The sequence below is a fragment of the Streptomyces sp. MK7 genome (genome assembly GCF_032658145.1).
GTDB classification, from domain to species: Bacteria; Actinomycetota; Actinomycetes; order Streptomycetales; family Streptomycetaceae; genus Streptomyces; species Streptomyces spiralis.
Genome location: NZ_JAVACL010000029.1, coordinates 26,455 through 39,644, shown reverse-complemented (window position 1 = coordinate 39,644; position 13,190 = coordinate 26,455). Strand labels below are relative to the sequence as shown.

Below are 13,190 nucleotides of genomic sequence, written 5' to 3'. Positions count from 1 at the left end.
CCGAAGCCACGCCGTTGTTTTGCGCCGATTGCGGCCCGGAACGGAGGGGTCGCCCCGCTGCGGCAGGCACGCCGCTCACCTGCTCGGTGCCTCCACGCGTGCGGTGACGCCAAGGTCACGACGCATCTCGTCACGTAGGCCGGTCAGCCGAACCCAGAGGCCGTCCATCCGTCGGCTCAGTTCCTGGAGGCTCTCCTCCCGCTCCGACGACCCCGCGTCCAGACGCTTGACCAGTCCGTAGATCTGCCGCAGTGTACCGTTGGCGGCGCCCAGAACGGGCAGCACAGCGTCGGACACGATCATGTGAGACTCCGCATGTTGGACGACGTAGGCAATCCAGCGCTCCTCCAATTCCGCCCTTTGCGTATCGTCGAGGGTGCCGACTTGGCGAAAACCGTGCATGCACGCCGCCAGAGCGTCCCGAGCCGCTCGCGCCGTGGCGTTCAACCGCGTGTACGCGGACCGCCGTTCCTCGAGCAACCGGCTGTCCCACTCACGGATCCGATCCTCCTTGCGATGCCGCTCTATCCGCTCTTGGTCACGAGCCCATACACGTTCCGCCCCACGCTGCGCAAGGAACGCGGAAGCCAGGGAAACCCCGCCCCCGATCGCCGCAGCCGCGAGCGCCAACAACGCCGCACCCATCACTCGTCTCCCTCGCCCAGCGATTTCACAGCTTTCTTGCCGACATCCCCGTCCCCCCCCGGCCTTCACCGCCGTCGACGGGTAGCGGTCCTCTCAACAGCACATCCAGCGGTGGATCGTCACCCGGCGGCATTGCCCGTCGGCACGAGTCCCGACGGCCCCGTGGTGACCAACCCGCGGGCAATCAACTCCTCGACGTCCGCCTCGAACCCCGCCCGGATGTCCGGTCCCAGGCGTAGCCACCCGAAGAACCGGGCTGCCTCTCTGGCCAGTTCTTCGCTACGCATGCCCGGCGATTCGGACAGAACGCCCAGTAGGGCGACCTGACGTTCGGCCGGGGGCACCTGTGAGACCTTCTTACGATCGAAGTCCGCACTCGGCGTACGGGCCGTCGTCACCTCACGATCCGGCAGGTCCCACGCCGTTCCCACCCTCACTGCCCGCTTCTTCTTGCCCAGCCGCGTCAGTGCCTTTCGAACACTGGCTTGCACGATCTGCCCGGCCCGCTCGAGGCCCCAGGCCTCCCGCATCCTTCCGATCAGCACTTCCTCCTCGACGGGGCCCTCAACCGAGATGATGTGGCGAGCCACCTCCGCCACCAGGCCGAGTGCCTGGGGCTCGCGGAGATCGATGCGACCGAGCCCCGTCTGCTTGCCCAGAACGCGCCGCAACTCGTACAACTCCTCGCGACGCATGGCGCGGTACGGCCGGCTCCACGCCGAGCGGTCCGACTCCTCGACGGGAACGATCTCGATGCCTGCCGACGTCGGTTCGGACACGACGACCGGGACCGGTTCGACGGCCGGTGCGTGAGGGTCGACGGCGCAGGCGGCCTCGACCGCCTCACGCAACCGCCGCTGTGCGTCCTTGCGGTTGCGGTACCAGTCCGTCCCCCAGATCCGGTGGAGGTTCCACCCCAGGCCGCGCAGGATCTCCTCTCGCAGCCGGTCACGATCGCGGGCCGCGCGCGAGGAGTGGTACATCGCCCCGTCGCACTCGATGCCGAGCGCGTACGAGCCGGGAGCTTCCGGGTGCCGGACGGCCATGTCGATCCGGAAGCCGGCCACGCCCACCTGGGGCTGAACGTCGTAACCCCAGCCGCGCAAGGTGTCGAGCACGTCCTCCTCGAACGGGCTCTCCGGCGCGGCGCCCGCGTCGGGTGCCGCCGTGGCCAGGATCGTGGGGCCCTGTTCCGCGTACTGCAGATACCGCTTCAGGTGCTGAACGCTCTTGTTCGTGCTGTCGGGGAGTTCCGATCCGTGGAAAGAGGCCACGACCTCCACCCGGTGCCGTGCGCGGGTCACGGCGACATTCAGGCGCCGCCAGCCGCCCTCGCGGTTGATCGGACCGAACTGCGCACGGAGCTTGCCCTGCGCGTCACGGCCGTAACCGACCGACAAGATGATGACGTCGCGTTCGTCACCCTGCACCGTCTCCAGGTTCTTCACGAAGAATCCGCCGAGACGATCCTCCGTGAAGTACTCGTCGAGGTCGGGCCGGGTCGTGCGGGCCCGGGCGACCGCGTCCTCGACGGCCTCGGCCTGAGCCTTGGAGAGGGTGACGATCCCCAGGGTCAGATGGGGCCGCGTCGAGAAGTGGTGGATGACCCGCTCGGCCACCACCTCGGCCTCACGAACGTTGTCGCGCCGATTGCTGCGGTCGTACACGCCGTCGGCCTTGTAGAAGGCGACGCCCACGTCGCGGCCGTCGGTGACCGCACCCGGGAACACGACCATGGAGTCGTCGTAGAACTCGTGGTTGCTGAAGGCGATCAGGTTCTCGTGCCGGCTGCGGTAGTGCCAGCGCAGCGACAGCTCGCGCAGCACTCCACTGGCCTTGCAGGCGTCCAGGATGGACTCGAAGGAGTCGGGCGTCTCCTCGTCCCACTCGTCGTCATCGTCAGAGTCACCGCCGGCACTGAAGAACGACGTGGGCGGAAGCTGCCTCGGGTCGCCCGCCACGATCAACGCGTCGCCGCGGTAGACCGCGTTGACAGCGTCCTGCGGAAGGACCTGGGACGCCTCGTCGAAGATCACCACGTCGAAGCAGAAGTCGGCGGGCAGGTACTGGCTGACCGTCAACGGACTCATCATCAAACACGGTTTGAGTCGCTGCACGACATCGCGTGTCTCGTCGAGCAGCCGTCGTACCGGCATGTGCCGTCGCTGCAGCTTCGCCTGGCGGCTGAGAATCGCGGCCTGCCCCGTCGTAGCCCTACGAGGGCGGCGCGCATTGCACGCGGCGATCACCGTTGCGTGGGCGGCCTGTACCAATCCTTGGTCCAGTCGCCGGTACCGCTCAACCAATTGATCCCGATCGGTGGCCCGCCCCGCCGTGAGCCTGCTGTCGACCGCCAGCTGATCTTCCACCCAGGCGCGCAACACGGTGCGTTCCACGGCCACGGGAAACAAGGAGGCCGGTACGTTGCGGTCGGCCAACTGCGCCGGCAGATCCGCCAGCCCGTAGCCGCTGAGCACGTCGCGGGCCTCGGCGGAACGGATCCAGGCCTCCGGGCCGTACGGATCGTGGGACATACGGTCCAGCAGTGCCTGAGCGGAAGGGAATCCGGCTTCCAGCTCGTTGTGTATTTCCGCCGCCCGAACCGGTTCGAAGCGGCCTGAGAGAAGCTTCGCCCGGTCCAGCCAGTCGCGGTAGCGGCGATGCACCGACGAATCGGCGCTCGTGCGCAGCAGCAGACGAGCGGCCTCGAAACTCAAGGAAGCCCCCACACCGCTGACGGAAGCCGCGCGCCTTACATCGAGGGTCCAGTCCAGAGCGCTGAGGACCGTCTCGCGAGCGGTGTGGATTCCTTCGTACAGGGCACCGAGCAGACGGCGGTGTTCCCCGTCGGCGTTCAGGAAGTCCTCCTCGACGGCGCGGGCCGTCACCACCGCTGCCACCGAGGATCGCGCAGCGGCCAGTGTCAGCCAGTCCGTGCTGCTTTCCGAGGGGCCGGTGGCACGAGCCACTGAGTGAATCAGGGAGACTGACTCCTCCAGGGGATCGAGGTGGGCGCGCAGCCAGGCCATGCTCTCGGGGAGGGAACGGGCCCGCAAACCGAAGGCGGCAGGAGCCAGGGCAGGAGTTTCGGTGAAGGTCTCCCAGTCGTCGCACTCGGCACGCAGGCGGGCCGCCGCCTCCAGCAGGCCCGGAACGGCGGGCCGTCCGGCGCAGAGGGTACGGACAAGACCGCCGCACCGTGCCGGTTCAGCCAGTTGCGGTCCGGCGAGACGGTACGCGTCGGACGCGGCGGCGAGCGCCGTCGCCAGGGCGGTGGTGCGGGGTCGGCCGTCGGGAGCGTATTCGCCCAGGAGCCCAACTGCTTCAGGAGCAGCTGGTTCCATCCTGGTCCCGTCGCCCGCGGCCGACATACGCACGGCTTGGCGCAGCAGTTCCTCCTCCACCGACGCTGTGCCGCCGGTGGCCAGTTGCTCGTCCAAACGAGTGTGCAGGCCCGCATACCAGGAACACAGCAGTTCCCGATCGCGGGCCTCCTCGGACAGGAAAGCCGTGTCCTCCCGCTGAGCCGCATGCGCTGCGACGACCGCGGCGCGCGCAGAAGCGAGGGTGTGTCCCTTGCCCCTGGCGAACTCCCGGCCTCCGATGGACTCCACGGCGTCGATGTATCGCACGGCGTTTTCCAGTGCCGGGACATGGGCGCGCAGCCAAGTGGCTGCTGCGGCCGGTCCGAGACGGCCCAGTGCCGTGCTGTGCTCGCGCAGTCGCGGTTCCCACAGTGCCGAGGACCAGCTGCTGAGGTCGTTCTCCAGCTGCTTGCCCCACTCGAGAAGGGCGGCATCGGGAGCGCGTCCATGGGCCAGTTGGGCAGTCAGGAAGCGGCGTCGGTTCGGGTCGGCCAGCACAGTCGGTGCGAGTCGATGGGCCTCCTCGGCCTGTCGTAGCGCGCCGTTCAATGCGTCGAGATCGGGTAGATCGTCACCGGCATGGGCACCGAGCAGTTCCGCGTTTTCGGTCACCGCGATACGCACAGCGTGGTGTGCCTGCCACCAGGCCGCAGCTTTGGGGAGCTCCTCCTGCAGACCGCTGCTCCAGGATCCGCCAGTACTGATCTGTCCGATCGTCTTCCGGTCGGCCCGGACCTGCGAAGACAGTCCCGCGGCGAAGCGCCGGCCGTTCTCCGAGAGGCGGCGCGCAACGTCGGTCAGGCCCGGCGTGTAGGGCGTGTCGGGCCCGAACAGCCCGTGGGCTTCCTGCCTGGCCCTGTCCAGGACGTCCATAAGGTGATGCAGTTCGTCGACCGTGCGACGAGCCCGCGGCAGTACAGCTGGGTCGAACCAGGCCTCGGGGGCTCGGTGGCTTGCGGTGGCCAGTGCGACCAGCTCCGCTACCGATCGCGTCCCGGACGCGGTGTCGCACAGCTCGCAGCCCAGCAGCTGCGCTGCTTTCCTCGCGCACTCGGCGGTGCCCTGGAGCATGTCGGCGAGATCACCCCAGCGCGAGGCGAGAGCGTCTGCCTCCTGCCGGTTGAGGACGGTGACATGGACACCGGCCGGTTCCAGAGTGGTGAGCGCGAGTTCCGCGGACTCCGGCTCCTGGGGCAGATGAGGCGGCATGTCCGCCCATCCCGGACCCGCGTGCTCCTGCGCGGACATCCGCGCCGCGATCGTGCGGTCACGACGGGCCTCGAACTCTCCTACTGCCGTGGCCAGGAGTTCGAGGGCCGCCTGGTGCGCGGCTGTGAAACCCTCTGGAGTGAACCATGCCTCCAGCGGGCGGTGCGGGACAGCGGACAGGTCCGCCAGATCGCACAGCGCTCGTGCCTCGGCAAGTGAGCCTGGTTCGTCAACGCCCAGAATCCGGACCAGCTCGCGAGCCGAGGCGATGGCACCCTCCACAACGTCCACGGCCGCCCGGATGTCCCGAGCGAGGTACGTGGCCCGTGGCTCGGTCAGGCCGGTCAGGTCCAGGCCTCGTGGCTCGAGGGAGGCCAGAGCCCGCTCAGCGGCAGGTGCTTCCGAGTGAAGACGCGGGGAGACCTCCTGCCAGCGAGCACCGACCAGGTCCTGTGCGGACTGCTGGGCGCTTCGGAGACGACGCAGCGCCTCAAGGAAGGACTCGACCGGATCGGTCACGGCGTGCGCGATGTCGGCATCGGTGAGCCACCACTCGGGCACGGGTTGCCGCTCTTCCAGCAGGCCGAGCAGCCGGACGAGCCGGTCGACCTGATCCGACGTCGTGAACGGCGCACCGTCGGTGTTGAGGGCCTCGTAACCGTCCAGGACAGACACGAGTCCGCTCAGGGCCGTGCGCGCTTCCTCCAGTGCGGGACCGGGGTGAGGCAGGTCCGTTCGCAGGCCGCGCCACGGGAAGTCCGGGTCGGCCACGGCCTGCCAGGCGTCCGCGATGGCGCCAGCAGCATGGAGTATGCGTTCCAAGTCTGTCGCGGCCAGAGAAGATGCGTCGAACCGCGGAGCTAGGCCCGCATCAGAGCTGGAGAGGTAAGCGACGGGGGCGTCATCGAGCCGTCCCACCTGCCCGATGACGTCGTGCAGCGTGCGGCCCAGGGGCTGACGGGTCTCGTTCATCGCGGCGGCGTAAGCGGACAGCGCCTCGCGGTCGAGGCGTGCCTGAGCCCTCTCCTGGGCAGGCAGCTCGGCGGCGTGCGGCTGCTCGGAGAGGGCTCGGCCCAGTTCCTGCGCCACGGCCTTCCGACTGGTGTTGCGGCTGTGCAGGGCGAAGGCGTACGAATCCAGCCCCACGGACTTCAGACGCTGAAGCACGACGTCCAGCGCCGCCGCTTTCTCACTGACGAACAGCACACTGCGGCCGGCGTGCATCAGTCCGGCGATGATGTTGGTGATGGTCTGGCTCTTGCCCGTCCCTGGAGGACCATCGAGCACGAAGGACCGTCTCGCCACAGCAGCTGCGACAGCCTGCCGTTGCGAGGTATCCGCGTCCAGGACCAGCGGAGTGTCCTCCGGAGGCGCCAGTTCATCGACCCGCTCCGCAGGCACTTCCTCGAAATCGAAGCGGTCGGAGGCGAGGGCGTTGTCAGGCCCCACCGCGATCGCACGCACCAGATCGCTCGCCAGAAGCCGATCCTCGTTCTCGAGCAAATCCCGGTACATCGACTCCTTGTGGGAGGCGAAGAGCGCCATGACGGCCCGTTCTTCCACCTCCCACTGCGACTTGCCGGACACGGCCTTGCGCACGGCTTCGACCACCGTGGTCACGTCACGGCAGTCCGTCTCCGCGACGGCGGCCCAGTCGATGCCGAACTGCTCCAGCTTGATGGGCAGCGCCGGATTGAGCTGTGGGTCTTCGTCGTCGTTCGCCTGGAGCAGCAGCTGTCCGGTGGGGGTCCGTACGAGTTCCACAGGGAAAAGGATCAGCGGTGCCTGACTGCTGGTGTTGGCACCGTCCTCGCGCCAGTGCAGGATGCCGACGCCCAGGTGCAGGGTCCACAGACGTAGTCGTTGAACACTTGCGTCGCCTTGGAGCGAAGAGAGCGCAACGCTCGCTGCAGGGCGGGCGCTGTGGTCTTCTGCGTGACGACGTCGTTCTCGCCGGGGGGAGGCAACTCTGCCTCCTCGCCTTCCGAAGACACCTCGTCGGGCAGCGCAGCGAAGTGCAGCGCACGGTTCTCCAGCAAACTCACCAGGTCCGCCGGCGAGGGGGCCGACACCTCCAGTGTCGAACTACGGGTGTGCCTGAAGTTCAGCAGCCGGTTGCGTCCGCTGAGGTCCACGAGTGACGTTCGCCAGCCTGCGAGGACCGCCTTGAGGCGTTCCAGGTCGCTGCTGCCCCCGACTGCACCCGGATTTGTCGTCACGGTCGTCCCTGCTCTCACGTTGCACACCTCGGGCCCGACGAGGGAAAGCACAGACGTGTTCCTGGGGCATGGCAACGTGGGCAGGCCCAGCGTTGTCTCAATGATCCCCTCCGAGCGACCTGTTCGCCTTGTCGCCCTCGCCCCCCACGGACGGAGAGATTCTATGGTGATGCCATGGAAATCAGAAGTGCGTCTGGTGTTCACTTCTGCACCAAGGCTCCACGATCTTCTGATCCACCGTCTGTCCGCAAGCCTGGATGCACCTTCAGGTAGGCCGGGCGCACTCCGAGTGAGTCGTCGCTCCCGAAGCAGGGAAGCGGGTAGCCGCGACGGGCGTTTTCGCTGGTGGATGACATCCGGGCAGACTGACCCGGCAGGAGGCCCGCCGCCGGAGACGGCACGTGGAACTGACGAAGATCGTGCTGTCCCAGCGGGGGACGGATCAGGTGCTCTTCGAGCCGGTGGTGCTTTACCGGGACGAGTTCGAGGATGCCGTGCAGCCCTGGTGCGCCGCGCCCTCATCCCGCTGGAGGAGTGCCTGCGGGACGTGGGCCTCACCGCACACGATCTCGACGCCGTGCTGATGATCGGGGGAACGTCGCAGGTCCCGTTGGTGCGGCGTGAAGTCGAGAGGGCTCTGGGCAGGGAGGTGGTCGACCCCCTGTTGTGCAAGCCGATGATGGCGGTCGCCAGAGGAACCGCCACCACGGCGGCTGACATCGACGGTCTCATCCCGGAGGCGACCATCTCGGTGACCACCAGCCATGACCTCGGTCTGTCCTTCGAGGCGGGTGACCGCCGTGGCTTCGACACGTTGATCCCGAGGTACTCGACCCTGCCCGCGCGAGGCATCCGCAGCGCCATGCCCTCCGTTCGTGGCGCCTCGAAGGTGATCCTGGAGGTCGTCGAGGGTGATGGACAGCGCGCTGCCGACGACGAACGGACGTTTCCGCTGGCCTGATTCAACTGCCGGTGCCCCACTCACACGCCGAAACGTCGAGCAACGTGTTCGACGTCGATTACCACTACGACCGCAGCGGCATCCTCAAGATCCATTCCAAGTCCCGTCACGCGGGCGGCGTGTCGAGGAGCCTCCGTCTTCCGCGCCCCAGTCCGTGCTGAGCGTGGCACAGCAGCTCGACGCCGTCATTGTGTCCGTGGACGATCTGACACAGCTGCGCACCCCGCACCCATGGGTGATGGAGAAGGGTCGCTTCGTGAAACTGGCTCGAGTGGAACGCAATTGGGTCTTCGTGTAAGCGGCCGGTGACGGGGGCAGTCACCGGATCCGGTCACCATCACGCGATCAGGTGACATCGTCCGGCATGGGCACAAGCGGTGGGGGCGGCTCGTTCGACGCGGTGAGGGGATCTTCCTGCTCATCGGGAATCGAGGGAGACGCGCATGGGACTGTCATTCCACCGGAACGACGACGGCACCGTGACCGGTCGGAACGAGGACACGGGGTTCACCGTGACACTGGCCGAGGAGGAAGAGGTCAAGCGGCAGTTGTACGAGGACGCCGGATGGGAGTACACGCCCCCGCCCCCGCCCGTCCCAGCGGGTTTTCACCGGTTCTGCCTGATGGACGATTCCTTCGACGCCGGCGGGTTCCAGGACGTGCGGTACGCGGCCCTGCGGGCGCATCCGCCCGAGGGCTGTGTACCGGCCGACAGGGGTGGCTTCGCCCTGGAGTGCGAGCGCCCGGGGAAGTCGCTGTTGGACGCCGTGGCCGGCACGATCGCCGAGATCCGCCGTGAGCACGGGCTCGTGATGAACAGCCTGGGCATCGAGAAACCCCAGGAATGGCTCGGCGACGACAGGAACGGCCACCCGGCGCAGATCGTGGCGCACCTGCTGCTGACGGCCGCTCACCGTGCCTCCTTGCTGGGATACGGTCGCAAGGACCTGGTCCGGCTCCTCGACGCGGCGGGCGTCGTGTAGGCGACCGCCCGGCCGCTACGGCTGAGGGGCTGAACCGGAGCGTCACGCCGTACGTATGCGCCGTGCGTGGGAGGATGCCGGACGATGGGCGCGTCGTCGGCGGTACGGAGTCTTCGCGCCGTGGTGTTCGCCGCGGTGTGTGTACTGCTCGCCGCCACCGGACACGGGCTCTCCATGGGCGCCATGCCACCGCTGTGGGCGGACGGCGTCGGATTCGCCGGCGTGTTCGTCGCCGGGTGGGTGCTGGGCGGCCGGGAGCGGTCCCTGCCGGGGATCGGCGCGGCGATGCTCGCCACGCAGGCGGCGCTGCACTTCGGCTTCGACGCGGCACGGGCGCGGACGGGGCATCCGGGCGGGCACGGTTCCCTTCCCGCCCTGTCGCCGATCCAGCCCATGCCCTCCATACCGGCCATGCCGAGGCCCGGCCACGGTGTCCACGCCGTGGCCGCGCACGGCGTGCACATGGTGTCCGCGCACGCCCACGCCGTGCCCTTGCCGGCCATGCCCTCACACACGCTCAGCCCGTACGCCGTGGCCGCCCACGTCCTGGCCGCGCTCGTCGCGTCCTGGTGGTTGCGGTGCGGTGAGGCGGCGTTGTGGTCGCTGCTGCGCCGGGCCGTCGCCTTCGTACCCGGGCTCGTGGCCTGGTGGCGGGCCGCGCCCTCCCCGCTGCCCGCACCGGCCGTGCGAAGTTCCCGTACGTTCGCCGTGGCGTCGCTGTCGCGGTCGCTCCTGCTGCGGCACGCCGTGAGCCGGCGCGGTCCGCCGGTCCCGATCCCGTACCCGGTCCGAACCCCCACACCGCCTTCACGTACGGAGATCCATCAGTCATGTCCACCACTCGTACCGCCGCCGGCGCTCTGCGCCGGGCCGGCCTCGTCACCGCTCTCGCCGCCGCCGGAGTGCTCACCGCCGCGGGTGCCGCCTTCGCGCACGTCACCGTCCACCCCGGCACTTACGCCAAGGGCGCCACGGACGGCGTCCTGACCCTCCGGGTGCCCAACGAGGAGGACTCGGCCGACACCACCAAGGTCCAGGTGTACCTGCCCACCGACCACCCCCTCCTCGGCGTGCTCGTCACCCCGCGGGACGGCTGGACCGCCAAGGTCACCAACACCAAGCTCAAGAAGCCGGTCAAGACCGACGACGGCACCATCACCGACGCGGTCTCCGAAATCACCTGGACCGGTGGGAAGATCGGCCCCGGCCAGTACCAGGACTTCGACGTCGCCTTCGGTCAACTGCCCGACGACACCGGTCAGCTGGTCTTCAAGACCCTGCAGACGTACTCCGACGGCAAGGTCGTCCGCTGGATCGAGGAGCCGCAGGGCGGCGACGAGCCGGAGAACCCCGCGCCGGTGCTGAAGCTCACCGCCTCGGGTGCCGGGGACGGCACGGAGGCGTCCGCCGCCTCGGACGGCGGGGCTGGGGACCAGGGATCCGCCCAGGCCGCCTCCGCCTCGTCCTCCAGTGACTCCACCGCCCGCGGCCTCGGCATCGCCGGACTGGTCGTGGGCGTGCTCGGTCTCGCCGCGGCCGTCTTCGCCGTCGTACGGACGCGCTCGCCGCGGTCGTAGCACCGCACCCCCGGGACACGGCGCCCCGGCGCTGTGTCCCGGGCACAACCGCCCCAGGCCCGCTGAGCGCGGTGTCCCGGGCACGCCGCCCGGAAGCAGCGCCCGGGACCTCGGGACACCGGGACACAGAAACGGCCCGGATCACATCCCCCGTGATCCGGGCCGTTTCCCGTGTCGCGAACTCTCTGCTGCGAACTCTGTGCCACGAACGTCACGCCGCCCGCGCGGTCTCCAGCATCTCCTCGGCGGGGACCTTGACCGGCCCCTCGACGCGCTCCTCGACGGGCATCTCCAGTACCGCGTCCACCCCGGCCGCAGCCGCCCGCAGCCGCGACCTGCGCCACAGCCACGCCACGTCCCGCCCGAACGACCACACCAGCAGCGCCAGGGCCAGCAGCACCACGCCCACGTCGGCCGAGTGCGGCAGCAGGCCCGCGCCGGCCAGGAGCAGGAGGATGCCCTGGAGGGCGGCCACCGTCTTGCGGGCCGTGCTCGGGGGAAGCGGGGCGTTGAGCCAGGGCAGGACGCGGGCGGCGGCGACGAAGGCGTAGCGCATGGAGCCGATCAGCAGCACCCACGGGCCCAGGTCCATCGACACGTAGACGCTGAGCACCAGGATCAGGAAGGCGTCGACCTCCATGTCGAACCGCGCGCCCAGCGCCGTGGACGTGCCGGTGCGGCGGGCCACCTTGCCGTCGACGCCGTCCAGGATCAGGGCCACCGCCGTCAGACCGACCAGCAGCGAGACCGGCGGCGAGCTCTCGAAGGAGTCCGCGACCAGCGCCGTCACACCGCCGACGAGGGTGGCCCGGCCGAGTGTCACCCGGTTGGCCGCGCCGAAGGAGCTGAGCCGCGACCGGTGCAGCGCCCGGGAGAGCACCGCCCAGGTGGCGATCGCGAAGACCAGGCCGGTCACCCAGCCCGCCGGGCCCATGCCGATCGCCGTGCCGAGCAGGGCCAGGAGCAGGATCTGCACGCCCGCTCCCACCGCGGTCTCCTGCTGGGCCGGCCTGAGGCCTGACCTTGCGTCGTACGTGTTGTTCAGGGCCACCGCACACCCTCCGGCCGAGTGACAGAGTCGATCAACGCCGCGTACTGTGCGCGGCCTGTGCACATCTCCGTACGTGAACAACTTCCCGATCGTTCAGGAGGCCGCCCATGAACCGTTCCGCACGTGCGTTCTGGCTCCGTTCGCCAGGCCGGGGCGAGGTGCGTGACATGCGTCTTCCGGAGCCCGGCGAGGGCGAGGTCGTCGTCCGGGCGCTGTACTCGGGGATCAGCCGGGGCACGGAGACGCTGGTGTTCCGGGGCGGGGTGCCCGCCGGCCAGTACGAGGCCATGCGGGCGCCGTTCCAGGAGGGCGACTTCCCCGGGCCGGTGAAGTACGGCTACCTGAGCGTGGGGGTGGTGGAGGAGGGCCCGGGCGAGCTGGTCGGGCGTACCGTTTTCTGCCTCTACCCGCACCAGACCCGCTACGTCGTCCCGGCCGCCGCCGTGACCCCCGTACCGGACTCCGTTCCGGCCGGGCGGGCCGTGCTCGCGGGCACCGTCGAGACCGCCGTCAACGCCCTGTGGGACGCCGCGCCCCTGGTCGGCGACCGGATCGCCGTGGTCGGTGGCGGGATGGTCGGCTGCTCGGTGGCCGCGCTGCTGGCCCGGTTCCCCGGTGTGCGCGTCCAACTGGTGGACGCCGATCCCGCCCGCGCCAAGGTCGCCGAGGCCCTCGGTGTCGGCTTCGCCCTGCCCGGGGAGGCGCTCGGGGAGTGCGACCTCGTGGTGCATGCCAGCGCCACGGAGCAGGGCCTGGCCCGTGCCCTGGAACTGCTCACCGCCGAGGGCACGGTCATCGAACTGAGCTGGTACGGCGACCGCAGGGTCTCTCTGCCGCTCGGCGAGGCGTTCCACTCCCGCCGGCTGGTCATCCGCAGCAGCCAGGTCGGCACCGTCTCCCCGGCCCGCCGCGGCAACCGTACCTACGCCGACCGGCTCGCCCTCGCCCTCGACCTGCTCGCCGCCCCGGAGCTGGACGCCCTCGTCACCGGGGAGTCGGCCTTCGAGGAACTGCCAGAGGTCATGCCGGAGCTCGCCTCCGGGCGGATACCGGCGCTGTGCCACCGGATCCGGTACGACACGAGTGCCTGACCTGAGAAAACCCGAGCGAAGTCGGTGCGGGAGGACTGAACAACGGGAAGCCAAGAGCCGTACTACTCGGCATCCCCCGGCAGGGATCG

8 protein-coding genes and 1 pseudogene are annotated in these 13,190 nt (G+C 69.4%); 5 read left to right on the top strand and 4 right to left on the bottom strand.

Features of this window, described 5'->3' with window-relative positions; translation table 11 throughout:
• Positions 1-75: 75 nt before the first annotated feature.
• The 3 genes from R2S09_RS27020 to R2S09_RS27010 all read right to left on the bottom strand — a co-directional run bounded on the left by R2S09_RS27020 (position 76) and on the right by R2S09_RS27010 (position 7,960).
• On the bottom strand, positions 76-645 hold the full coding sequence (locus R2S09_RS27020; RefSeq protein ID WP_316743772.1) for a hypothetical protein: 570 nt from the start codon (positions 643-645) through the stop codon (positions 76-78).
• Positions 646-764: 119 nt separating this feature from the next.
• Complete coding sequence (locus R2S09_RS27015) at positions 765-7,043, bottom strand: DUF3320 domain-containing protein (RefSeq protein WP_316743859.1); 6,279 nt, start codon at positions 7,041-7,043, stop codon at positions 765-767.
• Positions 6,995-7,960: a DUF4011 domain-containing protein gene (locus tag R2S09_RS27010; RefSeq protein ID WP_316743771.1), complete on the bottom strand. Its 966-nt coding sequence runs from the start codon at positions 7,958-7,960 to the stop codon at positions 6,995-6,997. The genes R2S09_RS27015 and R2S09_RS27010 overlap by 49 nt, the downstream gene beginning before the upstream one ends.
• Here R2S09_RS27010 and R2S09_RS27005 point away from each other — a divergent pair.
• The 4 genes and pseudogenes from R2S09_RS27005 to R2S09_RS26995 all read left to right on the top strand — a co-directional run bounded on the left by R2S09_RS27005 (position 7,944) and on the right by R2S09_RS26995 (position 10,959).
• Positions 7,944-8,399: an Hsp70 family protein gene (locus tag R2S09_RS27005; RefSeq protein ID WP_316743769.1), complete on the top strand. Its 456-nt coding sequence runs from the start codon at positions 7,944-7,946 to the stop codon at positions 8,397-8,399. The genes R2S09_RS27010 and R2S09_RS27005 overlap by 17 nt on opposite strands.
• Before the next feature lie 443 nt (positions 8,400-8,842).
• Entirely contained in the window at positions 8,843-9,382 is a 540-nt protein-coding gene (locus R2S09_RS27000; protein ID WP_316743767.1) for a hypothetical protein, read from the top strand.
• An 84-nt stretch (positions 9,383-9,466) separates the two neighbouring features.
• Positions 9,467-10,171: pseudogene (locus R2S09_RS40645) on the top strand (hypothetical protein); the annotation flags it as partial.
• A gap of 41 nt (positions 10,172-10,212) precedes the next feature.
• Positions 10,213-10,959, top strand: a complete 747-nt coding sequence (locus R2S09_RS26995; protein WP_316743765.1) for a YcnI family protein — start codon at positions 10,213-10,215, stop codon at positions 10,957-10,959.
• Between the two features lie 211 nt (positions 10,960-11,170).
• Here R2S09_RS26995 and R2S09_RS26990 read toward each other — a convergent pair whose 3' ends face one another.
• Positions 11,171-12,010 (bottom strand): CDP-alcohol phosphatidyltransferase family protein, encoded by an 840-nt coding sequence (locus R2S09_RS26990; RefSeq protein WP_316743763.1) that lies wholly within the window; start codon positions 12,008-12,010, stop codon positions 11,171-11,173.
• A 107-nt stretch (positions 12,011-12,117) separates the two neighbouring features.
• On the opposite strand from R2S09_RS26990, the gene R2S09_RS26985 reads away from it, so the two are divergent.
• Positions 12,118-13,101 (top strand): zinc-binding alcohol dehydrogenase, encoded by a 984-nt coding sequence (locus R2S09_RS26985; RefSeq protein WP_316743761.1) that lies wholly within the window; start codon positions 12,118-12,120, stop codon positions 13,099-13,101.
• Positions 13,102-13,190: the final 89 nt, after the last annotated feature.

Bases quoted from the DNA above. Each gene is read 5' to 3' on its own strand.
- R2S09_RS27020 (WP_316743772.1), bottom strand. From the start codon at position 645: ATGGGTGCGGCGTTGTTGGCGCTCGCGGCTGCGGCGATCGGGGGCGGG.
- R2S09_RS27010 (WP_316743771.1), bottom strand. From the start codon at position 7,960: ATGAGGGCGCGGCGCACCAGGGCTGCACGGCATCCTCGAACTCGTCCC.
- R2S09_RS27000 (WP_316743767.1), top strand. From the start codon at position 8,843: ATGGGACTGTCATTCCACCGGAACGACGACGGCACCGTGACCGGTCGG.
- R2S09_RS26995 (WP_316743765.1), top strand. From the start codon at position 10,213: ATGTCCACCACTCGTACCGCCGCCGGCGCTCTGCGCCGGGCCGGCCTC.
- R2S09_RS26985 (WP_316743761.1), top strand. From the start codon at position 12,118: ATGAACCGTTCCGCACGTGCGTTCTGGCTCCGTTCGCCAGGCCGGGGC.